Origin of the sequence: Lysobacter sp. TAB13, from assembly GCF_052113885.1 — a bacterium.
Classification (GTDB): Bacteria; Pseudomonadota; Gammaproteobacteria; order Xanthomonadales; family Xanthomonadaceae; genus Lysobacter; species Lysobacter gummosus.
In genome coordinates, this window is record NZ_JBFRDR010000013.1 from 19,396 (window position 1) to 43,126 (window position 23,731).

At 67.0% G+C, this 23,731-nt stretch carries 19 protein-coding genes; 11 read left to right on the forward strand and 8 right to left on the reverse strand.

Going from position 1 to position 23,731, the window contains the following annotated elements; all coding sequences use genetic code 11:
• Positions 1-321: 321 nt before the first annotated feature.
• Entirely contained in the window at positions 322-1,014 is a 693-nt protein-coding gene (locus AB4Y92_RS16120) for an AIM24 family protein (protein WP_441820581.1), read from the forward strand.
• Positions 1,015-1,447: 433 nt separating this feature from the next.
• Here the strand turns inward: AB4Y92_RS16120 and tsf are convergent, their stop codons facing one another.
• Positions 1,448-2,329: a translation elongation factor Ts gene (gene tsf, locus AB4Y92_RS16125; protein WP_057943546.1), complete on the reverse strand. Its 882-nt coding sequence runs from the start codon at positions 2,327-2,329 to the stop codon at positions 1,448-1,450.
• Positions 2,330-2,594: 265 nt separating this feature from the next.
• Positions 2,595-3,449, reverse strand: coding sequence for a 30S ribosomal protein S2 (rpsB, locus tag AB4Y92_RS16130; protein ID WP_215059202.1), 855 nt, complete (start codon positions 3,447-3,449; stop codon positions 2,595-2,597).
• A gap of 691 nt (positions 3,450-4,140) precedes the next feature.
• On the opposite strand from rpsB, the gene map reads away from it, so the two are divergent.
• From map to dapE, 7 genes are all read left to right on the forward strand, one after another.
• Positions 4,141-4,917, forward strand: a complete 777-nt coding sequence (gene map / locus AB4Y92_RS16135) for a type I methionyl aminopeptidase (RefSeq protein WP_057943544.1) — start codon at positions 4,141-4,143, stop codon at positions 4,915-4,917.
• A gap of 53 nt (positions 4,918-4,970) precedes the next feature.
• Complete coding sequence (gene glnD, locus AB4Y92_RS16140) at positions 4,971-7,622, forward strand: [protein-PII] uridylyltransferase (protein WP_441820683.1); 2,652 nt, start codon at positions 4,971-4,973, stop codon at positions 7,620-7,622.
• Positions 7,619-8,512, forward strand: a complete 894-nt coding sequence (gene dapD, locus AB4Y92_RS16145) for a 2,3,4,5-tetrahydropyridine-2,6-dicarboxylate N-succinyltransferase (protein WP_441820582.1) — start codon at positions 7,619-7,621, stop codon at positions 8,510-8,512. The genes glnD and dapD overlap by 4 nt, the downstream gene beginning before the upstream one ends.
• 57 nt (positions 8,513-8,569) lie before the next feature.
• Positions 8,570-8,992: a hypothetical protein gene (locus tag AB4Y92_RS16150; RefSeq protein ID WP_441820583.1), complete on the forward strand. Its 423-nt coding sequence runs from the start codon at positions 8,570-8,572 to the stop codon at positions 8,990-8,992.
• 56 nt (positions 8,993-9,048) lie between these two features.
• The gene (locus AB4Y92_RS16155; RefSeq protein ID WP_441820584.1) at positions 9,049-9,507 is read left to right on the forward strand and encodes a hypothetical protein; all 459 of its coding nucleotides are present in this window, start codon (positions 9,049-9,051) and stop codon (positions 9,505-9,507) included.
• A 112-nt stretch (positions 9,508-9,619) separates the two neighbouring features.
• The gene (locus AB4Y92_RS16160) at positions 9,620-9,979 is read left to right on the forward strand and encodes an arsenate reductase (protein ID WP_441820585.1); all 360 of its coding nucleotides are present in this window, start codon (positions 9,620-9,622) and stop codon (positions 9,977-9,979) included.
• Complete coding sequence (gene dapE / locus AB4Y92_RS16165; protein WP_441820586.1) at positions 9,976-11,130, forward strand: succinyl-diaminopimelate desuccinylase; 1,155 nt, start codon at positions 9,976-9,978, stop codon at positions 11,128-11,130. Before AB4Y92_RS16160 ends, dapE begins: the two co-directional genes overlap by 4 nt.
• 58 nt (positions 11,131-11,188) lie before the next feature.
• On the opposite strand, the gene AB4Y92_RS16170 is transcribed toward dapE, so the two are convergent.
• Positions 11,189-13,591, reverse strand: a complete 2,403-nt coding sequence (locus AB4Y92_RS16170; RefSeq protein WP_441820587.1) for a penicillin acylase family protein — start codon at positions 13,589-13,591, stop codon at positions 11,189-11,191.
• Positions 13,592-13,926: 335 nt separating this feature from the next.
• Between AB4Y92_RS16170 and AB4Y92_RS16175 the strand changes: the two genes are divergently transcribed.
• Both AB4Y92_RS16175 and asnB read left to right on the forward strand, forming a co-directional pair.
• Positions 13,927-14,058 carry a hypothetical protein gene (locus tag AB4Y92_RS16175; protein ID WP_441820588.1) on the forward strand — a complete coding sequence of 44 codons (132 nt, stop codon included), beginning with the start codon at positions 13,927-13,929 and terminating at the stop codon, positions 14,056-14,058.
• 123 nt (positions 14,059-14,181) lie between these two features.
• Complete coding sequence (gene asnB, locus AB4Y92_RS16180; protein ID WP_441820589.1) at positions 14,182-15,867, forward strand: asparagine synthase B; 1,686 nt, start codon at positions 14,182-14,184, stop codon at positions 15,865-15,867.
• 210 nt (positions 15,868-16,077) lie between these two features.
• On the opposite strand, the gene AB4Y92_RS16185 is transcribed toward asnB, so the two are convergent.
• Positions 16,078-17,304, reverse strand: coding sequence for a polysaccharide deacetylase family protein (locus tag AB4Y92_RS16185; RefSeq protein ID WP_441820590.1), 1,227 nt, complete (start codon positions 17,302-17,304; stop codon positions 16,078-16,080).
• A gap of 13 nt (positions 17,305-17,317) precedes the next feature.
• Positions 17,318-18,484 (reverse strand): tetratricopeptide repeat protein, encoded by a 1,167-nt coding sequence (locus tag AB4Y92_RS16190; RefSeq protein WP_441820591.1) that lies wholly within the window; start codon positions 18,482-18,484, stop codon positions 17,318-17,320.
• A 168-nt stretch (positions 18,485-18,652) separates the two neighbouring features.
• Between AB4Y92_RS16190 and AB4Y92_RS16195 the strand changes: the two genes are divergently transcribed.
• Complete coding sequence (locus AB4Y92_RS16195; protein WP_441820592.1) at positions 18,653-20,476, forward strand: monovalent cation:proton antiporter-2 (CPA2) family protein; 1,824 nt, start codon at positions 18,653-18,655, stop codon at positions 20,474-20,476.
• A gap of 43 nt (positions 20,477-20,519) precedes the next feature.
• Here the strand turns inward: AB4Y92_RS16195 and AB4Y92_RS16200 are convergent, their stop codons facing one another.
• From AB4Y92_RS16200 to AB4Y92_RS16210, 3 genes are all read right to left on the reverse strand, one after another.
• A complete protein-coding gene (locus tag AB4Y92_RS16200) occupies positions 20,520-21,458 on the reverse strand; it encodes a TolB family protein (RefSeq protein ID WP_441820593.1) in 939 nt (312 codons plus the stop codon).
• A 76-nt stretch (positions 21,459-21,534) separates the two neighbouring features.
• Positions 21,535-22,152, reverse strand: a complete 618-nt coding sequence (locus AB4Y92_RS16205) for a CGNR zinc finger domain-containing protein (protein WP_441820594.1) — start codon at positions 22,150-22,152, stop codon at positions 21,535-21,537.
• Between the two features lie 184 nt (positions 22,153-22,336).
• Entirely contained in the window at positions 22,337-23,713 is a 1,377-nt protein-coding gene (locus AB4Y92_RS16210) for a trypsin-like serine peptidase (RefSeq protein ID WP_441820595.1), read from the reverse strand.
• Positions 23,714-23,731 lie beyond the last annotated feature (18 nt).

Below are 23,731 nucleotides of genomic sequence, written 5' to 3' on the forward strand. Positions count from 1 at the left end.
GCTCAAGCGCACTGTGCTTAGGCGTGCGCGAACGGGCTGGGAGCACATCGGTGGTGGCGCGGGCGCACCTGTCCAGGCCGTCGCGCGCCGCGTATCGGCCATGCCGGCGCGGGCGCCGACGTGTTCGCGCGCCCTCGGCCAGCTTGCCTCTGCCCGACCGGCGGCGGGGTGGGGACGTTGCCGCATCGATCCGAAACCGTGACGCGGCAAGCAGACGCGATCCAAGCGGGTATGATCCGGCCGCCGGTCCAAGCACTGGAACCGCCGCCGCGGCCGCGCCGTCCTGACAGCGCCGCCGCGCACCACCCAAGGAGATGGAAAGTGTCGATCAAGAACCTCAACGAATTCGTCGAAGCGTCCAAGCAGAAGGATCTGAGCCAGGACGCGTTCGAACTGGAAAGCTCGCATCTGCTGGAAGTCAAACTCAACGGCCGGGTCTGGGCCAAGTCCGGCTCGATGGTCGCCTACCGCGGCGGCGTCAAGTTCGTGCGCCAGGGGCTGATGGAGCAGGGCCTGGGCAATCTGCTCAAGAAGGCCATCAGCGGCGAAGGCACCCAGCTGATGAAGATGGAAGGCCAGGGCCGGGTCTACATCGCCGATGCGGGCAAGAAGATCACCCTGCTGCGCCTCAACGGCGAATCGATCTTCGTCAACGGCAACGACGTGCTGGCCTATGAAGACGGCGTGCAGTCGGACATCAAGATGATGCGCAAGGTCTCCGGGATGATGTCCGGCGGCCTGTTCAACATCAAACTCAGCGGCAACGGCGTGGTCGCGATCACCTCGCACTACGAGCCGCTGACCCTGGCGGTGACCCCGGACCAGCCGGTGTTCACCGATCCGAACGCGACCGTGGCCTGGTCGGGCGGGCTGAGCCCGGACATCGTCACCGACATCTCGCTGGGCACGCTGTTCGGCCGCGGCTCGGGCGAGAGCATCCAGCTCAAGTTCGCCGGCACCGGTTGGGTGGTGGTGCAGCCGTATGAAGAGGTTTATTTCCAGCAGACCAGCTGATCGCCGTGTGTTCCGGCGCGGTCGCGCCGGGGCGGGGCGGTTGTTTGCGGTGCGAAGGCCGGGGTGATTCCCGGCCTTTGTTTTTCTGGGGCGTGGGGATCGGGGTTTCTTCCCAGGGCCGTCATTTCTCAGCGCCGTCATTCCCGCGAACGCGGGAATCCAGTGACTTCAGGCGTTCTCGCACGAAAGGCCCTGGATTCCCGCGTCCGCGGGAATGACGGTAGGTGAGTGTGCGGTTTCCGAGTTTCCGGTCCCGAATGAAAATCCCGATTCCCGATTCCCGATTCCCGATTCCCGACTCCCGACTCCCGATTCCCGATTCCCGATTCCCGAATCCCGAATCCCGAATCCCGAATCCCGAATCCCGAATCCCCAAAGAAAAAGGCCGCGGAATCCGCGGCCTTTCTCACATCGCAACTGAAGCGCGGAAGGCTTACGCCAGACCCGCCTGCTTCATGACTTCGGCGGCGAAATCGTCCACCTGCTTCTCGATGCCTTCGCCCACAGCCAGGCGACGCATGGTCACCACGTCCGCGCCGGCGGCCTTGACCACCTGCTCGACGGTCTGATCGCCGTTGAGCACGTAGGGCTGGCCGTACAGGGTGACTTCGTTGACGATCTTGGCGATCTTGCCGCCGATGATCTTCTCCAGGATGTCGGCCGGCTTGGACTTGTCCTTGTCGGACATCTTCGCCAGTTCGATTTCCTTTTCCTTCGCCACGAACTCGGCCGGCACGTCGCTGGCCTTGATGTGCGGCGGGTTCATCGCCGCCACGTGCATGGCCAGGCCGCGCGCCAGGTCGGCGTCGCCGCCCTTGAGCTCGATCAGCACGCCGATGCGGCCGCCGTGGACGTAGGCCGCGACGTTGTTGGCGCTGTCGATGCTGACCATGCGACGGATCTGGATGTTCTCGCCGATCTTGGAAATGACCGCGGCGCGGGTTTCCTCGATGGTCTCGCCCGAAGCCAGCTTGGTGGCCTTGAGCGCTTCCACGTCGGCGGCGCCCGAAGCCAGCGCGGTCTGCGCGACGGTTTCGGTGAAGCCGACGAAGTTGGCGTCCTTGGCGACGAAGTCGGTCTCGGAGTTGATCTCGACCAGCACGGCCTTGCCGCCGTTCTGGGCGACCGCGATGCGGCCTTCGGCGGTGACGCGGTCGGCCTTTTTGCCGACCTTGATGATGCCGGCCTTGCGCAGCCACTCGGCCGAAGCGTCGAGGTCGCCGTTGTTTTCGGTCAGGGCCTTCTTGCACTCCATCATGCCGGCGCCGGTGCGCTCGCGGAGTTCCTTGACCAGGGAAGCGGTGATATCAGCCATTGGAATTACCTCAGGTATACGTGTTGCCGTGCAGGAGCGGCGCAAGCCGCGACGGGGCGCGGGCGGGGCGGCGGCAGAATCGGCCTGACCGGTCGGGGGCGCAGGCTCTGGCTTGCGGTCCGGGCGGTGCTGGCTTCGGATTGCGGCGCTTGCGGACGTCGCTTCGGTTGATCGCGGCTTGCGCCGCTCCTGCAGGGTCGGATGGTGCGTGTCGCAGCCGCGCACTATGGCGCGGCTGCGTTACCGGGCGCTGACGGCCGCGCGATTACTCGGCAGCCGGAGCTTCGCCGTCGGCCTTCTTGGCGGCCGGGGCGGCAGCCGGAGCCGGGCCCTTCTTGGCCGGCGCGCGACCGCGCGGAGCGGACTTGCGGTCTTCCTTGCCTTCGCCTTCGGCTTCGGCGGCGAAGTCTTCTTCGCGCACGCCGCCGACCTGCGGAGCCGCCGCCTTGCCTTCCAGCACGGCATCGGCCGCGGCGCGGGCGTACAGCTGCACGGCGCGGATGGCGTCGTCGTTGCCCGGGATGGCGTAATCGACCAGGGCCGGATCGTAGTTGGTATCGACCACGGCGATGACCGGGATGCCGAGCTTCTTGGCTTCCTTGATCGCGATGTCTTCATGGCCGATATCGATCACGAACAGCGCGTCGGGCAGACGGTTCATGTCCTTGATGCCGCCCAGCGAGGCTTCCAGCTTGTCGCGCTCGCGGCGCAGGCCCAGCACTTCGTGCTTGACCATCTTCTGGAAGGTGCCGTCGGTTTCGCCGGCTTCCAGTTCCTTCAGGCGCGAGACCGACTGCTTGACGGTGCGGAAGTTGGTCAGCGTGCCGCCCAGCCAGCGCTGGGTCATGTACGGCATGTTGCAACGCTCGGCCTCTTCCTTGATCGACTCGCGCGCCGAGCGCTTGGTGCCGATGAACAGGATGGTGCCGCGCTTTTGCGCGATGCCCGAGATGAAGTTCATCGCGTCGTTGAACAGCGGAACGGTCTTCTCGAGGTTGATGATGTGGATCTTGCCGCGGGCGCCGAAGATGTACGGGCCCATCTTGGGATTCCAGTAGCGCGTCTGGTGGCCGAAATGGACGCCGGCTTCCAGCATCTGACGCATGGTGATCTGAGGCATTGCGAAACTCCGAAGGCAGGGAACCGACGCCGAATGAGTGAGGGCGTTTTGTCCGAAGCGAATCAGCTTCGGACAAGTGGTTCCGGGGTTGGGCCTCCCTGTCGCTTCCGTGTCCGAACCTGCATCGACGATCTTGCGATCGAGGACTCAGGCACCCCGGCACGGGTTGTGGCGACAGGTGTGAATTCGCCGGTGACGCCCGGCGTGGGCGGCTGCGGTCGGGGTCCGAAAGACGGACGTACCGGCCGCAAAGCCGCGAAAGTGTAGCCGGGACCGGGGTTTGGGGCAACTGGATGGGGGGTGAGGCCTTCCCGGGGGCGAATTGCGCGAGGTCTTTTGTAGGAGGGCCTTCAGGCCCGATGCTTTTCTTTCCGCCGCGATGATCCACAGGCCTGATCGAAGAGCATCGGGCCTGAAGGCCCTCCCACAAAAGACCTTCGAGGGTTCGCGAGGGCTGGGGCGCCTGACCGGGCCGCGCACTTCAGCAAATGCGTCGCGCAACGCCTTGAGACTGGCCGGGCCGCCGATCAGTTCCCGACGCTGAAGCCCCCGGGCCGGCACCACCACCCACCCCAGCCCCGACCAGGACTGAACCCAAGTTCACACACCTCGTCCACAAGAGGCCGCCATCGGCACGCAGCGGACCGCGCGGCGCGATGATAGGCGAACGTGAATGAGCGATAATGCGGGCATGGCCATCTCCATCAAAACCCCCGAAGACATCGAAAAGATGCGCGTCGCCGGCCGCCTGGCCGCCGAGGTGCTGCAGGTCGTCGCTCCCTACGTGAAGCCGGGCGTGAGCACCGGCGAGCTGGACCGCATCTGCAACGAGCACATCGTCAACGTGCAGAAGGCGATTCCCGCCAACGTCGGCTACAAAGGCTTTCCCAAGACCGTGTGCACCTCGGTCAACAACGTGATCTGCCACGGCATTCCCAGCGACAGCAAAATCCTCAAGGAAGGCGACATCGTCAATATCGATGTCACCGTCATCAAGGACGGCTGGCACGGCGACACCAGCCGCATGTATTACGCCGGCACGCCGTCGGTCATGGCCAAGCGCCTGGTCGAGGTCACCCGCGAAGCCATGTTCCGCGCGATCCGCCTGGTCAAGCCCGGCGCGACCCTCGGCGACATCGGCCACGCCATCCAGACCTACGCCGAAGCCGAGCGCTTCAGCGTGGTGCGCGATTACTGCGGCCACGGCATCGGCCGCATCTATCACGAAGAACCGCAGGTGCTGCACGTCGGCCGTCCGGGCGAGGGCGTCAAGCTGGTTCCCGGCATGACCTTCACCATCGAGCCGATGATCAACGAAGGCACGTATCGCCATAAGACCCTGCCCGACGGCTGGACCGTGGTGACCAAGGACCGCAAGCTGTCCGCGCAGTGGGAGCACACCATCGCGGTCACCGAAGACGGCGTGGAAATCCTGACCCGCGTGCCGGGCGACGACAACGATCTATGACCGCTACCGGTGCCGGCGAACGGCCGGTCGATCGATCGGCCGCCGCTTCGTCGGTGTCCGCCGCCCCGGCGGCCGATGAAGCGCCGCTTCCCGGCACCCCCGCGGCCATCCGCGCCGCGCTGAGCGCGGTCGATGCTGCGCTCGCGCAGCGCTTCGACCAGGACGCCAACGCCGACATCGATCGCCTGCTGCGCGCCCGCGCCGACGCGGTCGATGCTCAGGTCCGCGCGGCCTGGCAGCTGTGCATCGACACCGACGCGCCGCTGGCCCTGTTCGCGGTCGGCGGTTACGGCCGCGGCGAACTGTTTCCGCAATCCGACATCGACCTGCTGGTGCTGGCCGAACCCGAGGCCCAGACCGCGCAGGCCGAGCAACTGGGCTGTTTCTTCGCCTCGCTGTGGGACGCCGGCGTGCCGGTCGGGCACGCGGTGCGTTCGGCCGCGCAATGCACCGAGGCCGCCGCCGACCTGACCGTGCTGACCGCGATGCTGGAAGCGCGGCCGATCGTCGCCGGCGCGGTCGCGCAGATGGCGTTGCAGGCGGCGGTGTCGCCCTCGCAGGTGTGGCCGGCGCGCGAATTCTTCATCGCCAAGCGCGACGAGCTGCGCCAGCGCCACGCCCGCTACGGCGATACCGCGGACAACCTGGAGCCCAATCTCAAGGAAGGCCCCGGCGGCATGCGCGACGTGCAGACGCTGCACTGGATGGCGCTGCGCATCATCGGCACCTCGGACCTGGAATCGCTGGTGTCCATCGGCCAGTTGGGCCCGGACGAACTGACCACGCTGGAGCGCGAGCGCCGCACGCTGTCGCGTTTGCGATTCGGGCTGCATCTGGTCGCGCGCAAACGCGAAGAGCGCCTGCGCTTCGATTACCAGAAACTGCTGGCCGAGCGCCTGGGTCACGTCGATAACGCCGACAACCTGGCGGTCGAACAGATGATGCAGGGCTTCTACTGCAGCGCCGCGCTGGTGCTGCGGATCGGCGAGCGCCTGCTGCAGCGCTTCGAAGAACAGATCGAAGGCGAAGCCGTGCCGGTGCCGCTGAGCGGCCTGTACGAAGCCTTCGAACTGCGCCGCGACTACATCGCCGCGCGCGATCCCGAGTGGCCGCGCGACGCGTTCGAAGTGTTCGCGCTGTTCGGCGCCTGGGCCGCGCACGACGAAATCCGCGGCCTGCATTCGCAGACCGCGCGCGCGCTGGCCGAAGCGCTGTCGAAGGTGCCCAGCTTCGATCGCGCCGAACCGGCGCTGCGCGAGCGTTTCCTCAAGATCCTGCGCGGCCCGCATCCGGTGCACGCGCTGGAACGCATGGCGCGCCTGGGCGTGCTGGGGCGCTGGATTCCGGCGTTCTCGAAAGTCTCCGGGCGCATGCAGTTCGACCTGTTCCACGTTTACACGGTCGATCAGCACACCCTGGCGGTGCTGCGCAATCTGGCGCGCTTCGCGTCCGGCGTGGCCGATGAGCGTTTCAGCATCGCGCACGAAGTCTGGCCGCGCCTGCGCAAGCCCGAACTGCTGCTGCTCGCCGGCCTGTTCCACGACATCGCCAAGGGCCGCGGCGGCGATCACTCCGAACTCGGCGGCGACGACGCGCGCGTGTTCGGCACGACCATGGGCCTGAGCGAGTCCGACACCGCTCTGGTCGAATGGCTGGTGCGCCAGCATCTGCTGATGTCGGTGACCGCGCAGAAGCAGGACATCGCCGATCCGGAAGTGATCCACCGCTTCTCGGCCAAGGTCGCCGATCGCGAGCATCTGGATCACCTGTACCTGCTGACCTGCGCCGACATCGCCGGCACCTCGCCGAAGCTGTGGAACGCGTGGAAAGACCGGCTGCTGGCCGATCTGTACACGGCCACGCGCCTGGCCCTGCGCCGCGGCCTGGAGCATCCGGTCGCCGGCGACGAGCGCGCGGCGGAAACCCGCGAAGCCGCGCAGGCCATGCTGGCCGCGTTCGGCGTGCGCGACGAAGAGATCGCCGCGTTGTTCGCGCGCATGCCGCAGATCGCGTTCCAGCGCGGACGCCCCGACCAGATCGCCTGGCAAGCCTCGACCCTGCGCGGCGTGGCCATCGGCGACACGCGCGTGCGTGCGCGTCCGGTCAGCGCTCACGGCGGCACGCATGCCGGCGCGCTGGAAGTGTTCGTGCATTCGCCCGATCGCGACGGCTTGTTCGCCGCGATCGTCGCCACGCTCGATCGCCTGGGCCTGGCGATCCAGCAGGCGCGCGTGCTCGACGGCCCGTTCGGAGCGATCTTCGATACCTTCGAAGTGGTGCCGACCGATCCGCGCCAGTCGCCCAGCGCGGAAGATGTGGAACGCCGCCTGGAATCGACGCTGGCCGGTCCGCTGGAGCGGATCAAGCCGGCGCGCCGCGCCCAGCCGCGCCATCTGCGTCATTTCCGCATCGCGCCGCAGATCGAATTCTCCGATTACCGCAAGGGCGAGAGCGCGAGCCCGCGCACCACCCTCAGCCTGGTCTGCACCGACCGTCCCGGCCTGCTCGCCGACGTCGCGCAAACCCTGCGAAAACAAGGGCTGCGCGTGTACGACGCGCGCATCGCCACCTTCGGCGAGCGCGCCGAAGACGTGTTCCAGATCACCAGTGTGAATGCCGACGGGCGCGACAACGCGCTCGATCAAACGCAACAGCAGGCCCTGCGCGACGCGTTGCTGGCCTGCCTCGAAGGAGATAGTCGATGAGCCCCGCGAAGAAGACCACCAAGAAGGCCGTGAAGAAGAAGAGTGTCGAGTCGCCGGGCGTGGACGAACTGAAATTCATGATCGACAGCGCGTTCGAGCGCCGCAGCATGCTGACGCCGGACGAGATCGAAGGCTCGACCCGGCCGACGGTGGAGCGCGTGATCGACGGCCTGGAGCAGGGCGAGTTCCGCGTCGCCGAGCCCGACGGCAAGGGCGGCTGGACCGTCAACGAATGGCTGAAGAAAGCGGTGCTGCTGTATTTCCGGGTCAACGACATGCAGGTCGTGGAAGCCGACCCGGCGCCGTTCTGGGACAAGGTGCCGGCGCGTTTCGAAGGCTACGGCGAAGCCGATTTCCGCAAACTCGGCGCGCGCGTTGTGCCCGGCGCGATCGCCCGCCGCGGCGCCTATATCGGCAAGGACGTGGTGCTGATGCCGAGCTTCGTCAACATCGGCGCGCACGTCGGCGAAAGCACGATGGTCGACACCTGGGCCACGGTCGGTTCGTGCGCGCAGATCGGCAAGCACTGCCACCTGTCCGGCGGCGCCGGCATCGGCGGCGTGCTCGAACCGCTGCAGGCCTCGCCGACCATCATCGAAGACCACTGCTTCATCGGCGCGCGTTCGGAAGTGGTGGAAGGCTTCGTCGTCGGCCACCACAGCGTGATCGGCATGGGCGTGTTCCTGGGCCAGAGCACCCGCGTCTACAACCGCGCCACCGGCGAGATCAGCTACGGCTCGGTGCCGCCGTACAGCGTGGTCGTGTCCGGCCAGCTGCCGGCGAAGGACGGATCGCATTCGCTGTATTGCGCGGTGATCGTCAAGCAGGTGGATGCCAAGACTCGGTCGAAGACCAGTATCAATGAGTTGTTGCGCGGGTTGGCGGACTGAGGCGTTCCGGTCATGCAGCGTATCTCGGCCGGCATGATGCCGTTGTACAAATGGGTCATGCCGGCCCTGAGTCTGCTGATCGTCGCGTACGCTTCTTGGGGCTTGTATGACCCGAACGGCGCGCAGCCCATTTGGTGGGGCATGGCTTTGGTCGTGGTCGCCTATCTGGCCCAGGTCGTCATGTCGTGGACTCTGGCCGACGAAGTCGTCGATTGCGGAGATCGGCTGAAGGTGCGCCGTGGCGGTATCGAGGAAATCATCGATATCGCCGACATCGAAAGCGTGTCGGTCAACTATGCGATGCGGTCGCATCGCGCGACTTTGTATCTGCGAAAGGCCGGCCGGTTCGGCAAGCGCATCGTGTTCCTCCCGCGAGCGAATTCGCCATTCGGCACGTTCGGCGCGAGCAAAGTCATCGAGGACCTCAAGCAGCGAATACTGCTGGCGAGCGCGAACTCTTCGCATCAACAGTCGCCTTAATTCGGAACGTATACCTTTAAGAAGACGTCATTGCGAAGGGGGCCACGGAGATCGGCATGAGAGAAATTTCGTCCAGCCAGACGTACTTCACCAAGAAGATATTCCCGGTCATATGGTTCGGCGGGGTCGCCTGGATATTTGCAAGAGGCGTCGTTTACGAAGCTTGGAAAATAGAGCCGATTGCCTTGATCGCGCCGCTGTTCATGCTATTGATCGGCGTTTTCGCCTTCCGGGCGTATGTGTGGAGTCTTGCCGACAAAGTGTTCGACGACGGAGATTGTCTGGTCGTCAGAAAAGGGTCGGAAGAAGTGCGGATCGCGTTGCGGGACATCGTAGAAGTCGAGAACAAGCGCATGGAAAGGACGCCTCGCGTGACGCTGCACTTACGGACGCCGGGGAAATTCGGGGAGAAGATCGACTTCCTTCCGAAAGGAATTGCTTTCAATCCGTTTGCCAAGCATCCGCTGGCTGTCGAACTCGCCGAGCGAGTCCAACGCGCCCGGAGCGGTAAATGAAGTGAGGCTCCGGGACGTGGCGGTGCGGGGTTTCAACCGCGTATTCGTTTTTCGCAACCGTCGCCGGCCGCAAGCCGATCGACGAAAAGATCCAGTGATAGGTGGCTAAGTCATGACTACGCTCTACGGATTGAACAACTGCGACACCTGCAAGAAAGCCCGCAAGTGGCTCGACCGCTTCGGCGTCGCGCACAGCTTCGTCGATTACCGAGATAACAGGCAGTCGCCGGAGACGCTGGTCGAGTGGAAGACTCAGCTCGGCGGCTGGGAGTCGCTGATCAACAAGTCTTCGACCACCTGGCGCACCTTGCCGCCCAATCGCAAGGAACCGGCGTCGGACGCGGAGTGGAAGCTGTTGCTCAAGGAGTATCCGCAGTTGATCCGGCGGCCGGTCGTGGTGACCGACGACGGCAAGGTCTCGCAGGGCTTCAGCGACAACGGTTTCAAGCAGCGTTTCGGGATCGGTTCGTGAGCGCGGCCGGCGCCGGTCGCAGCGCGGTGCTGGAGCTGACCTGCGATCTGATCGCGCGGCCGTCGGTGACGCCGGACGACCTGGGCTGCCAGGCGCTGATCGCCGGGCGCCTGACCCGCGCGGGTTTCGCCTGCGAGCATCTGCGCTTCGGCGAGGTCGATAACCTGTGGGCCGTGCATGGCGACGGCGACGGCCCGACCCTGGTTCTGCTGGGTCACACCGATGTGGTGCCGTCGGGTCCGGTGGACAGTTGGAGCAGCGAACCGTTCCTGCCGCAAATCCGCGACGGCGTGCTGTACGGGCGCGGCGCGGCCGACATGAAGGGCAGCGTGGCGGCGTTCGTGATCGCGCTGGAGCAGTTCGCGGCGCGGCATCCGCATCATCGCGGCCGCGTCGCGCTGTTGCTGACCTCCGATGAGGAAGGCGATGCGATCGACGGCGTGCGCCGGGTCGCGGACAGTTTCCGCGCGCGCGGCGAGCGCATCGACTGGTGCATCACCGGCGAGCCGTCTTCGACCGTGCGGCTGGGCGATCTGCTGCGGGTCGGGCGCCGCGGCACCTTGTCGGCGACCTTGAAGGTGATCGGCGTGCAAGGCCACGTCGCCTATCCGGAGAAGGCGCGCAATCCGATCCATCAGGCGATGCCGGCCTTGTCCGAACTCGCGGCGAAGCGTTGGGACGAGGGTTACGAAACCTTTCCGCCGACCTCGCTGCAGATCAGCAATATCCACGCCGGCACCGGCGCCAACAACGTGATTCCCGGCGAGCTGCAGGTGTTGTTCAACCTGCGCTTCAACCCGAGTTGGAACGCCGAGCGTCTGGAGCGCGAATGCGAAGCGGTGTTGCAGGCGCACGGCTTGGAATACGAGCTGCGCTGGTTCCGCGGCGGCGAACCGTTCTACACGCCGGAAGGGCCGCTGCGCGCGGCCGCGCGCGCGGTGTTGACTCAGTTCGCTGGCGCCGCGCCGCTGGAGAGCACCGGCGGCGGCACCTCGGACGCGCGTTTCATCGCGCCGCTGGGCGCGCAGTGCATCGAGATCGGGCCGGTCAACGCGAGCATCCACAAGGTCGATGAAAACGTCGCGGTGGCCGACCTGGAAGCGCTGCCGGGCTTGTACCTGGCCTTGATCGAGCGTTTGTTGATCGTCTGACCGGCGCCGCTCGCGACACGGCGGCAAGCGCGAAGCTTGCCGCCGCGATCCGCGCGCCTTACTGCGGCGTCAACTTCAAGGTGTAGCGCGTCGCCCCCGGCAGGAACGGCGTCGGGCGCCCGTGCACCCAATCCTCATGGCCCGCGCCCCAGAACGGCGACAACGGATTGCCGCTCTGGCCGCCGGGCATATGGATGATGCCGTCGGCTTCGTGACCGGGCGAGACCACCATGCGTTCGGACGCGCCGAAGCCGGGGCGCTGCACCCGCGGCATCGCCGCGTCGCCGGCCAGTTCGTCCGGCGGCATGCACAGTGCGCTCTTGGCGAAACCGGGCAGGGCGGAGGCCAGCGGATGGCAGATCGCGGCGGTGTTGTGTTCGCCCCAACGATGCCTGGACAACTTCGCCACCGCGTCCGGGCCGGGCGCGATGTTCAGATCGGTGAGCACGTCGAGCGCGGCATGTTCGAGCAGGCTGTCCCAGGTCTGCTCGTTGCGCGGCAGCAGGTGCGCGGGGCGCTGGGTCAGCAGCGGCCATACCACGCCTTCGAGTTGCTTCAAGTCGGGCATCTCGAACTGCGGGCCGATCGCAACCTGCGCCGGCGCGGTCAGGCCGTTGGCGATACGGGTGAACACCGCGCGGCGCCAGTTGCGCACCATGCGATAGCTCACCGAGCCCGGTTCGGCGCGGCCTTCCCAGCGCTTGGAGGCTTCGGCCAATGCGCTCAGCGCCGGGCTTTGCCCGCTCTTGCTCACGCGCGCGGCTTCGTCCTGCAGCAGCTTCCACCAGCGTTGCAGGAACAGCGAGCGGTCGTCGAGCTGGATCGCCAGCAGATCGCGTTCGGTGAAACGCTGCTTGGCGAACAGGCCGTCGCGAATCTGGCCGGCGCGCGCGCCCAGGACGTAGTCGCCGTCGCCGATGCGCTCCAGGTCCAGGCCGTCGAGCGTGCGCGCATTGGCCGTCCACAGCCGCCCCGACGGCGGCGCGATCAGGCTCGGCGCGTCGGCGGTCTGGATCGTCCACGGCGGGCAGGCCGGCGGCTGGGCGATGTTCTGATTCTCGACCAACGCCGCGGCGGAGCAATCGCCTTCGCGCTCGGGCAGCGGGCCGAGCAGGCGCCAGGCGATCTTGCCCTTGCTGTCGCCGACCACCAGGTTCTGCACCGGCATCGCGACCTTGCGCGCGATCACCATCGCATCGTCCACCGATTGCGCGTGCAACAGGTCGGACAGTCCCATGTTGAGCGAGCCGGGCAGATGCGCGCTCCAGCGCAAGGCCAGCGCGCTGCCGTCGGCGTTGTCGTGCAGCAGCGGTCCCCACGCGGTTTCGCGCACCACCAGGGTTTGCGGCGCGCCGTCTTTGACCGCGATGGTTTCCTTGTGCACGGTCAGGCCGGCGCAGGTCTGCGCCGTCGCCTCGCCGGCGCAACCGGGTTGCAGCGACCAGTCGGCCCAGTCGCCGTAGCTGTTGGTGAAAGCCCAGGCGATGTGGGTATTGCTGCCGACCACGATCGCCGGCAATCCGGGCAGGGTGAAGCCGTTGGCGTCGATGCGGCCGCCGGCCGCGCGCGCGTCGGCGTAGCGCAATCGCGCGCGGAACCAGATGTTGGGCGCGCGCAAACCCAGGTGCATGTCGTCGGCGACGATCGCGCGGCGGTCGGCGGTAAGGCTGCCGGCGACGGCGAAATTATTGCTGCCGATTTCGTCCAGGAACGGCAGCGGCGCCAGCGGTCCCGGCGGCGGCGAGGGCAGCTTGCGCAGATCGACTTCCTCCGCGCTCGGCAGCGCGGCATCGCCGACCGGAGCGCCGAACAGCGGCGCGTCCCAACTGCTGCCCTGATGCGCCAGCAATCGGTACAGCGGCGCCGGCAACTGCGAGCTGAGCCGCCACTGCGCGTACTCGCGCGCGTTGCTGGCGTCCTGCAGATCGAAATACATCGCGTAGCCGACCAGGGCCGAGTCCGGCACGGTCCACGGCTCGGGCTCGCTGCGCAGCAGCAGATACGGCCAGGGCTTGCGCGACAAGCCGTTCAAGCCGGCGTTGACGCCGTCGGCATAGGCCTGCAGCAAGGCGGTCTTGTCCTGGGCGAAGGACGCCACTTGCGCCTGCACGCGGCTGCGCAGGCGGTGCACGCGATGCTGGCGGTCGTAGTCGAGCGCGCGTTCGCCGAACAGTGCCGACAACTCGCCGGCAGCGGTGCGCCGCAGCAGGTCCATTTCGAAATAGCGTTCCTGGCCGTGCACGTAACCCAGCGCGCGCATGGCGTCGGCTTCGTTGGCAGCATCGACGGTGATCACGCCCAGCGCATCGCGCTGGATCGTCGCCGGCGCCGACAGCCCGGGCAGGGCGAGTTCGCCTTCCAGGCGGGGCAGGCTGCCGCGAAGCAGCCACCAGGCGGTCAGACCGCCGATCGCGAACAGGCAAAGCAGCGCGAGCAGGCCGCGCTTGATCCATTTGGCCATGGGAATCCTCCGTGAGCGAGCTTAGCCGAAGTCTGCGATGGCCCGGCGAAGCGGCGATGAAGCGGTGCCGCTAATCGCCGGGAGTCTCGATGACAGGACCGTTTCAGACCCGGCCCAAAGTTTTGTGGCAGACCCATTTCAGGCCCGACCCGAGTTTTGTGGGAGGGCCCTTCAGGCCCGACGCTCTTCGTTCCGCCGAGGCATGACCAACCCCCGACCCGGCAAACCCCGGTCTCACACGATTCCCACCCCCAATGGCCGGACCGCGACGGCGGTCGCGTTGGACCAATCACCGGACGCTTGCATCCGGCGCCGTCCTCAAGCAGGATCGACCCATGAGCCTCGCCTCCGCCATCGCCTCGATCCGCAGCGCCGCCGTAACCGGCCGCTCGCATTCGGCCGTGAACGGCGCGCGCGTCAACAACAATAATCGCAATAACGCCAGCCTCCAGCGGGCCGACGATTAGCGCGCAGCAAAACGCTCAATCGATCACAAGCCCGCACTGCGAAGTGCGGGCTTTTTCGTTTCTGGCTCCGGCAAAACCCCTCAACCCCGTCCCCAGCGCTGTAAACCTTCAGGAGATTGTCCGATGTGTTCGATCCTAGGCTTGTTCGACCTGCGCCCCGGCGCCGATCTGCGCCCGCTCAGGCCGCTGGCCCTGTCCTTGTCGGCGAAACAGCGCCATCGCGGCCCGGACTGGTCCGGCGTCAGCGTCGAGCCGCGCGCGATCTTGGTGCATGAGCGGCTGGCGATCGTCGATCCCACCGGCGGCTCGCAGCCGCTGCGCTCGGCCGACGGCGAACTGGCGCTGGCGGTCAACGGCGAGATCTACAACCACCGCGAGCTCGAACAGCAGCTCGGCGCGCCATACGAATTCCAGACCAAATCCGACTGCGAAGTCATCAACGCGCTGTACCGCGAAGGCGGCGACCTGGGCGAACTGCTGAACCGCCTCAACGGCATCTTCGCCTTCGCCCTGTGGGACGCCGCGCGCGGCCGCTACGTGATCGCGCGCGATCCCATCGGCGTGTGCCCGCTGTATTGGGGCCACGACGCCGACGGCCGCTTGTGGGTGGCTTCGGAAATGAAAGCGCTGGCGCGGCTGTGCGACGACGTCGCTCCGTTCCCGGCCGGGCACTACTACGACAGCGAAGTCGGCGCGCCGGTGAAGTACTACCAAAAGCCCTGGCGCGATTACGACGCTACCAAAGGCGTGGAAGTGTCGAAGCAGGAATTGCGCGAAGCCTTCGAGCGCGCGGTGCACCGGCAGATGATGAGCGACGTGCCCTACGGCGTGCTGCTGTCGGGCGGTCTGGATTCGTCGCTGGTCGCCGCCTGCGCCGCGCGCTTCGCCCGCCGCCGGGTGGAAGAAGACGATCAGGCCGAGGCCTGGTGGCCGCGGCTGCATTCCTTCGCCATCGGCCTGCAGGGCTCGCCGGACCTGGCCGCGGCCGAGATCGCCGCGCAAGCGCTGGGCACGGTCCATCACGGCTTCACCTACACCTTCGAAGAAGGCCTGGACGTGCTGCCGGATGTGATCCAGCACATCGAGACCTACGACGTCACCACCATCCGCGCTTCCACGCCGATGTTCCTGCTGGCGCGGCGGATCAAGGCGATGGGCGTGAAGATGGTGCTGTCGGGCGAGGGCTCGGACGAAATCTTCGGCGGCTATCTGTATTTCCACAAAGCGCCGAACGCGCGCGAATTCCACGAGGAACTGGTGCGCAAGCTCGACGCGCTGCACAGCTTCGACTGCCTGCGCGCGAACAAGTCGATGATGGCCTGGGGCGTGGAGCCGCGGGTGCCGTTCCTGGATGTTGAATTCCTGGACGTGGCCATGCGCATGGATGCGCAGGCCAAGATGGTGGACAAGGCCGCCGGCAAGATCGAGAAGTCGATCCTGCGCGAAGCCTTCGAAGGCTATTTGCCCGATTCGATCCTGTGGCGGCAGAAAGAGCAGTTCAGCGATGGCGTGGGTTATGGCTGGATCGATGGTTTGAAGCTGCACGCGGAAACGCACGTCAACGATCGTGAGCTCGCTGCGGCAGCAGTTCGCTTCCCGATCAACACGCCGCTGACCAAGGAAGCGTATTACTACCGCAGTATTTTCGATCGCTATTTCCCGGGCACGGCTTGCGCCGAGACGGTGCCGGGCGGCAAGTCGATCGCCTGTTCTTCGCCGGCGGCGATCGCATGGGACGCGGCGTTCGCGAATGCGGCCGATCCGTCGGGGCGCGCGGTGGCGGGGGTGCATCAGGCGGCGTTGGTTTGAGGGGACGGGTTAAGAGCAAATCCCCCCTGGCCCCCCTTTTTCAAAGGGGGGAACGCGGGTTGGGGGAGAGTGCGGTGACGTGGTGAATCCGTCGCGATGATGGCACGCGGAAATTCGCCCCCTTTGAAAAAGGGGGCTGGCGCCTGCGAAACATGTTGGAGCGAGAACACCAAGCGCGCCGGGGGATTTGCTCCACCCCGGCGCAGCCGTTCAATCCGCTCCCGGATAATCCTTGCAGTCCATCCAATCCACCCGCGCACCCTGCGTCTGCTTCAACAACCAAGGCACCGCCACCCGCGCCTTGTCGTGCACGTCGTGAAACAAAATCGTCCCGTGCCGCCACAACAGCATCAGGCTGAGCAGGCGGCCCTGGACATCGGCCGGCGACATCTTGGCGTTCCAGTCCTGCGAGTCGATGCTCCACAGCACCACGCGCACACCCTGCTGACGGAAGAACTCGCCGCTGTCGGCGCGGCGTTGCCCGTACGGCGGCCGGAACAGCGGGACATAGGCATCGCCGGTCTGCGCCTTGATCAGCGCGCTGCTGCGGATCACCGAATCCTGCCACTGCGGCCAGCGCGCATGCGACTGATGCTCCCAACCGTGCGAGGCGACGCACATGCCGGCGTAGGTCTGCGCGGGCGACGCGGCCTTCATCCGTTGCTGCAGCGACTGGCCGAGCACGAAGAAGGTCGCATCCAGCTTGTGCGCGCGCAACGTCTGCAACAATTTGTCGGTGCTGCCGCCGGCCGCGCTGGGACCGTCGTCGAAGGTCAGCAGGAAGCGCCGGTCGGGCAGCTCGCTGCCGTCGAGTTCGTCGCTGCCGTAGGTGTCGATCTCGCTGCTGACGCGGGCGAACAATGCGGCCAGGCGCAGTTGTTCGTCGAGGTAGATGCGATGAAAACGCGCCGCGTCGGCGTACCAGGCCGCAAAGGCCGGTTCCGGTGCGGCGTCGAAGGCCAGCGCCAGCCGGCGCAAAGCCGCGGCATCGGCGGCGGGCGCGCAGAAGACTTCGCGCGCGCCGCAGCCGCGCGAGGCGAGGCGGTAGTTGCCGCTCAGCCGTTGCCAGTAACGCGCGCGGATCCGATCGACTCCGGCGCGATCGATCTGCTTGAGATTCAAGCGCTGCGCCAGCGCGGCATCGTCCAGCGATTCGCTCAGCGCCAACTCGTGCGAGAAGGCGAGGATTTCCGCGCGCGAGGCGCGATCGAATCCGGCCGGTGTGTTCAGCGGCTGCGGCCAGGTCGCGCGATCGGCGGTGGCGACGACCGCAGGGCCGGCGGCGTTGGCGAGATTGGCAAACAACAGCACGGCAGCGCCGATCAGCGCGGCCCAACCCGCGGCCGGCGATGTTGCGCACGGCCCGCGCCATGCGCGGCTCGCGCTGGTGCGCACCCGGGTCGAATACCTGCCGCCGCGATCGCTGCTGCCCTGCATGGATTACCGCTCCTCAATACGCGCTGACGCGCTCCAGGGCCTGATCGTAGGTCTTGTCCGGCCTCTCGCGCTTGGCCGCGAGATAGTTCGACATCGCCCGCTCGTACTGGCCGTCTTCTTCGTACAGCTTGCCGATGTTGTAGTAAGCGTTGGCGCGGATGGTCGCGGCATTGCCGCCCTTGGCCAGCGCTATCGCCGTGCGCGAGGCCCAGATCGCTTCCGCGGCGCGGCCTTGCTTCACATAGGCCAGGCCGAGGTTGCTGTAGGCCAGCGCATGGCCGGGATCGAGTTCCACCGCTTGCTGATACGCCGCGATCGCGGCCGGAAGATCGCCGGCGCGATACGCCGCTTCGCCGCGTTGATTGGCCTGGGCCGCGTCGCTGTCGTCCTGCGCGTCGCCCAGGCCGGTGTCGCCGCCGCTGATCTGCGCGATCTCCGCGCCGATGCGATCGGCGGCGGCGCGGCTGGCGCCGATGCGGTTGATGTCCTCGAAGCGGCCTTCGCCGTCGATGCGCAACACCGTCCACAGATTGCCGGGCTGCGAAGGCACGGTGTAAGTGCGCACCAGGGTCTGGCCGACATAGACGTAGACCCGGGCCTGACTGCGCGCCAGCGCATCGGCGGCCGGGTCCTGGCGATGGCCGAAATCGTGCACGGCGTAGGTGTAGACCTCGCCGGAATGCTTGCGCTGCACGGTGATGGTTTCCGGACCGTGGCGCTCGGTGTCGTCCAGATCCAGGCTGGCGTCGGCGCCGTTCTTGCGTTCGAAGTAAACGTGGTTGCCGGGGAAGCTGAGATGCGAGTCGAGATCGACCGGCGCCTCGCCCCAGCTGAGCACCACGCGCAGGCCGTCCAGACTTTGCATGGCCGCGCTGAGCGCGTAGCGCGAGCCTTCGCAAGGGCATTGCGCGAGCAACTCCGCGTAGCCGGCGCGGCGGATGCTCAGGCGCGCGGCCGGATCGCGCAGCGCGGCGGCGTCGAGCGCTGCGCGGCCCTGGGCGTCGGTGGTCGCGGCGAGCGCGGGCTGGCCGTCGCGGCGCAAGCTGACCGCGGCGCCTTCGATGGGGTGATCGGCCACCGTCGCGCTCAGCACGGTGATGCCGCCGTCGTCCGCGCGGGCCGTGCCGGCGCAGGCGAGGGCGAACAGGACGCAGGCGGATGCGGCCGCGCGGCGGAGCATGGGCGTTCCAGGGCGGGTTCGGATGCCGGCGATGATACGCAAAGGCACGGGCGGATTCGCCTGCCGGATGCGCCTGTTAGTCTGTAGCGCAAGGGTCCGGCGCGCTCGCCGCGCCGGCCCGGAACCAAGGCAGAAGCGATACGCGGACGCAATAACCGGAGAAGCGCGATGGCAGCCGAGGCGCAAGGCAGCGAACTGGTCAAGGTGGTGGTGCTGCTGGCGGCCGGCGTGGTCGCAGTGCCGATCTTCAAGCGCATCGGCCTGGGCTCGGTGCTGGGCTATCTGGCCGCCGGCCTGCTGATCGGCCCGTTCGGGCTGGGCTTCTTCAACGACTCGCAGGCGATCCTGCACGTGGCCGAGCTGGGCGTGGTGATGTTCTTGTTCATCATCGGCCTGGAGATGCGGCCCTCGCATTTGTGGAGCCTGCGCCGCGAAATTTTCGGCTTGGGCACCGCGCAGATCGCGCTGTGTTCGCTGGCGATGACCGGCGTCGGCCTGGCGTTCGGCTTGCCGCTGATGGTGGCCTTCATCGGCGCGATGGGCTTCGTGCTGACCTCCACCGCGATCGTCATGCAGATCCTCGGCGAGCGCAGCGATCTGGCCTTGCCGCGCGGACAGCGCATCGTCTCGATCCTGTTGTTCGAAGATCTGCTGATCGTGCCGCTGCTGGCGCTGGTCGCGCTGATGGCGCCGCCGGAAGCGAATCCGAGCGCGGCCGCGCATTCGCGCTGGGCCGATATCGGCATCGCCATGGCTTCGCTGGCGACGCTGCTGGCCGCCGGCATCTGGCTGTTGAATCCGCTGTTCCGGGTGCTGGCCGCGGCCAAGGCGCGCGAGGTGATGACCGCCGCGGCCCTGCTGGTGGTGCTGGGCGCGGCCCTGCTGATGCAGATCGGCGGCCTGTCGATGGCGATGGGCGCGTTCCTGGCCGGCGTGTTGCTGTCGGAATCGACCTTCCGCCATCAGTTGGAAGCCGATATCGAACCGTTCCGCGGCATTCTGCTCGGCCTGTTCTTCCTCAGCGTCGGCATGTCCCTGAACCTGACCGTGGTCGCGGCCAACTGGCCGATGATCGTCGGCGGCGTGCTCGCGCTGATGCTGGTCAAGTCGCTGTGCATCTACATCGTGGCTCGGCTGATGAAGTCGTGCCACACCGAGGCGCTGGACCGCGCGGTGCTGATGGCGCAGGGCGGCGAGTTCGCCTTCGTGCTGTTCTCGGCGGCGGCTAACGCCAAGCTGATCGATGCCGCCGTCAGCGCCAATCTTACCGCGATCGTGGTGCTGTCGATGGCGCTCACGCCGCTGGCGATCATCGCGCTGCGCAAGTTCTCGCCGAAGATGGCGCTGTCGCTGGAAGGCGTGGACGAGCCCAACGGCTTGAGCGGCAGCGTGCTGTTGATCGGCTTCGGCCGTTTCGGCCAGGTGGTGTCGCAATCGCTGTTGGCGCGTGGGGTGGAGGTGGCGATCATCGACACCGATGTTGAGATGATCGAAAGCGCGCAGACCTTCGGCTTCAAGGTGTACTACGGCGACGGCACCCGCCTGGACGTGCTGCGCGCCTCCGGCGCCGGCAACGCGCAGCTGATCGCCATCTGCATCGACGACCGCGCCGCCGCCACCGTCACCGCGCAGCTGATCCGTCACGAGTTCCCGCAGGCGCGGTTGCTGGCGCGCAGTTTCGATCGCGAACATGCGCTGGAACTGGTGCATGCCGGGGTCGATCTGCAGGTGCGCGAGACCTTCGAATCGGCGATGCGCTTCGGCGAGGCGGCGCTGGTGGAACTGGGCGTGTCGGCGGACGATGCGGCCGAAGTCGTGGCCGATATCCGCAAACGCGATGCGGAGCGTTTCGAGCTGGAACTGGTCGGCGGCGTGCGCGCCGGCGTGTCGCTGCTGTACGGCAATATGCAGCAGACGCCGTTGATTCCGCCCAAGCCGCGTTCGACGCAGCCGCGCGAGGACGAAGAACACGCGCCCGGGATTTCCGCCTGAGAGCGCCGCCGGCCTTCCGGATGCCTCGGCGGCAAGCGCGCGATTAGCTGGCCGCCGGGCCGCACGACGGCGGCCAACTGCGATCGGGTTCGGCGACCAGATCGATCAGGAACAATTCGCCGGAGCGCTCGCCGTCGGCCTGCGCGAACAGCAGGCGGTCGCCGCGCGGCGACAGCAGCGGGCCGACCTGGAACACATCCGCGCGCGCGGCGATCCGTCCGCGTTCGCGCCATTGCTGGCCGCGGCGCTCGAAGCGGTACAGATGCGAGCGGTCGCCGCGATCGATCACCGCGATCAGGCCGCGGCCGTCGCGGGCGATGTCGGCTTCGTATTCGTTGGCCGCGCTGCTCAGCGGCGCGCCGAGATTGTGCACGCTCCAGCGTCCGTCCGCGTTTGGCGTGGCGGCGTACAGATCGCCCTGGCCGTGGCCGCCCGCGCGGCTGGAACCGAAATACAGGCGGCCGTCGGCGCTCAACCGCGGCAGCAGTTCGGCGGCGGGGGAGTTGACCGGTTCCGGTAACCGCTGCGGTTCGCCCCAGGCGCCATCGGCATCGCGCTGCACGTAGTAGATATCCAGATCCTCGCCCTTGGGATCGTGGCGGGCGGATACGAAGTACAGGCGGCGGCCGTCGGCGGTCACGAACGGATCGGCGTCCAGGCCGGCTTTGGAAGCGGCGAACGACGGCGGTTCGGGCTTCGACCATGCGCCGGCTTGACAACGCGAGCGCAGGATGCGCCAGTTCGCGAACTGGGTATCGCTGCGCATGAAGTAGATCTCGCGGCCATCGGGCGTGAACGTCGGCGAGGATTCGTATTGATCGCTGGCGATGCCCGGCGGCGTCCAGCGTTGCGGCTCGGCGGCGTGCGGGGCGGGGCGTTGGTAAGCCATCGCGCAAGCGCTCGCGCAGACAGCGGCGAGCATCGCGGTGGACAGCCATTGCACCGGCGGGGCGGTGGGGCGCGGCGGGTCGGGACGGTTCACGGGGCCTCCGCGATAGAACGTGTGGACGATCGAATCGGAATGCATAAAACGCGCGTCGCGACGGCCCGTATTCGGCTTACTCGCGCTGACGTTGCTGGAAGCGCCTGGCCTTCGCCACGTTTCCGCAGGTCGCCATATCGCACCAGCGCCGGCGTCCGTTCTTCGATGTGTCGATGAACACCCAGCCGCAATCGTTGCCGTCGCAAACGCGCAGGCGCTCCACGCGCGCGTCCTTGAGCAGTTCGATCGCATAGGCGGTGATGACGTGGGCGATGAGGTCCAGCCCCGAGCGTTCGGCCGTCCACTGGGTCTGCAGGCGCGAATCGCGCGAGACCAGACGCGCGGCTTTCGAAGCGGCCAGACGCGCCTGATCGATCGTGTCCAGGTCCAGCGGCGTCGGCGCGCGCTCGTGGGCGAGGGCGTAGAGCGCATCGCACAAGGCTTCGCGCAGGGCCTTGCAACGCGTCAGCGCGGCGGCGGCCTTGGCCGGCGCAGCCTGCGCCTGCGTTTCCAGCGTCGCCAGATCGGCGCGGGCGAAGCATTCGGTCTGGCGCGCCCAGCGCAGCAGCGCGAAGTAGTCGTCGAGCCAGTCGCGCGGCTGGGTGTCGCGCGCGGTCACGGTATTGACCAGATCCAGCGCGGGATCGCCGCCGACCAGATCGGCGCTGCGGAAATCGTGATGCTCCAGTCGCATGGCTTACCCTTTAAAGTCGTTTTAAAGGTTATAGCGGTTCGTGTCCTGGCCGCAATGCGGGCGCGAGCGGTTTCCGACAGGCGGCGCCATCGGGGCCATCGCGACAGCCATCGCCGGCCATGAAAAACGGGCCGCTGCGTGAGCAGCGACCCGTTCGTATCAACCTTGAATCCGCCAGCGGCGATCAGGGATTGAAATAGCTCGACACGCTGGAATAGATGTCGGCGAAGCGCGAGTAGTAGTCCGGATCGCGCGGCGCGCTGCAGTACGAGGTGCCGCCGTACAAGCCGCCGCGCAGCTGATAGCCGCCGCTGCTGGTCACGGTGAACAGGCCCGAACCCGAGGAGCCGCCTTCGGTCACGCCGGTGCTCCACTGCACCTTGTACAGCGGCGACTTGCCGTCGATCGACGAAGACAGCGCGGTGATCTTGCCCAGCGAATACTTCTTGACGTCACCGGCCGGGTGATGGATGCCTTCGATCGCGGTGCCGTTAGCGCTGATCAACGCGTTCGACCAGCCCGCATACACCGCGCCCGACGGCGGCGCGGTCTTGAGTTCGAGCAGCGAGGTGTCGCGGGTGGTGTTGGCGTGACGCAGGTACGCGCCGCCGCTGAGCGTGGTGTAGGCCGAATTCACCACCGAGCCGTTGCAGGTGGTGGCGTCGTAGAACCAGTAGGTCTGCAGGGTGTTGGCGACGGTCTGGGTGCTGATGCAGTGCGCGGCGGTCCAGAACAGGCGCTTCTTCGGCGAGTAGTTGTTATTGAGCAGAGTGCCGGTGCACAGGTAGGTGCCGCCGCCGGTGGTGAAGGTCATGCGCGCGACCGACTTGGCCGTGGACACGAAGCCCGACGGCGGGCTGACGCGACAGACGATGTCCTTCTCGCACGAATCGCTGTCGCCGATGGCTTTCTGGATGGCCTTCTCGCTCGCCGCCGGGCTGACGTCCAGGTGCGAGAGCTGCGGAATCTTCAGCGACAACGATTTGGCATTGACGCCCTTGGGCAGGACCAGTTCGACCGTGACCGTGTCGCCGGCGAGCACCGGCGACCAGCCCAGTTCGTTGCCGGCGAAATCCGCGCCGCTTTGCTCGAACACGCGGCCGTCGTTGCCGGCGAAGTGCAGCTTGACCGACTTGGCGCCGGCGCCGCGCAGCGCCAGACCGGCGCGCAGCGCGACCGCGCCGGAGGACGACACTTCGAAGCGCGCGGCCTGGCCGCCATCGGCCAGCGGCAGCCAGTTGAGGGTCTTCAGATCGACGTTGCTGCGGGCGATGTTGCGGGCAAAGCCGATTTCCAGCGGTTCGCCGTTCTTGTCCTGGCGCACGCGGCGGTCTTTCAGCGTGGACACGTCCAGGCTGGTGGGTTGGCCCAGGCTGAACACTCGCGGCGCGGAGGATTTCGCCGAGATCGCGAAATTGGCGGCGCCCATGGCGCCGGCCGAGGGCGTTTCGGCGACGGGCGCGGAATCCATTTCGGCGGTGGGGGATTTGGCGACAGCACTAATCGAGAAGCCAGACAGCCCGGCGACTAGCGCCAAGTAGAGCGCGTTCTTGCGAATCATCGTGCGTTTCCTTGTTTT

What these genes read in the sequence shown, in the direction of transcription:
- tsf (WP_057943546.1), bottom strand. Translation starts at nt 2,329, where the DNA reads ATGGCTGATATCACCGCTTCCCTGGTCAAGGAACTCCGCGAGCGCACC.
- rpsB (WP_215059202.1), bottom strand. Translation starts at nt 3,449, where the DNA reads ATGCCTCAGATCACCATGCGTCAGATGCTGGAAGCCGGCGTCCATTTC.
- map (WP_057943544.1), top strand. Translation starts at nt 4,141, where the DNA reads ATGGCCATCTCCATCAAAACCCCCGAAGACATCGAAAAGATGCGCGTC.
- dapD (WP_441820582.1), top strand. Translation starts at nt 7,619, where the DNA reads ATGAGCCCCGCGAAGAAGACCACCAAGAAGGCCGTGAAGAAGAAGAGT.
- AB4Y92_RS16150 (WP_441820583.1), top strand. Translation starts at nt 8,570, where the DNA reads ATGCCGGCCCTGAGTCTGCTGATCGTCGCGTACGCTTCTTGGGGCTTG.
- AB4Y92_RS16155 (WP_441820584.1), top strand. Translation starts at nt 9,049, where the DNA reads ATGAGAGAAATTTCGTCCAGCCAGACGTACTTCACCAAGAAGATATTC.
- AB4Y92_RS16160 (WP_441820585.1), top strand. Translation starts at nt 9,620, where the DNA reads ATGACTACGCTCTACGGATTGAACAACTGCGACACCTGCAAGAAAGCC.
- AB4Y92_RS16170 (WP_441820587.1), bottom strand. Translation starts at nt 13,591, where the DNA reads ATGGCCAAATGGATCAAGCGCGGCCTGCTCGCGCTGCTTTGCCTGTTC.
- AB4Y92_RS16175 (WP_441820588.1), top strand. Translation starts at nt 13,927, where the DNA reads ATGAGCCTCGCCTCCGCCATCGCCTCGATCCGCAGCGCCGCCGTAACC.
- asnB (WP_441820589.1), top strand. Translation starts at nt 14,182, where the DNA reads ATGTGTTCGATCCTAGGCTTGTTCGACCTGCGCCCCGGCGCCGATCTG.
- AB4Y92_RS16185 (WP_441820590.1), bottom strand. Translation starts at nt 17,304, where the DNA reads ATGCAGGGCAGCAGCGATCGCGGCGGCAGGTATTCGACCCGGGTGCGC.
- AB4Y92_RS16190 (WP_441820591.1), bottom strand. Translation starts at nt 18,484, where the DNA reads ATGCTCCGCCGCGCGGCCGCATCCGCCTGCGTCCTGTTCGCCCTCGCC.
- AB4Y92_RS16195 (WP_441820592.1), top strand. Translation starts at nt 18,653, where the DNA reads ATGGCAGCCGAGGCGCAAGGCAGCGAACTGGTCAAGGTGGTGGTGCTG.
- AB4Y92_RS16205 (WP_441820594.1), bottom strand. Translation starts at nt 22,152, where the DNA reads ATGCGACTGGAGCATCACGATTTCCGCAGCGCCGATCTGGTCGGCGGC.
- AB4Y92_RS16210 (WP_441820595.1), bottom strand. Translation starts at nt 23,713, where the DNA reads ATGATTCGCAAGAACGCGCTCTACTTGGCGCTAGTCGCCGGGCTGTCT.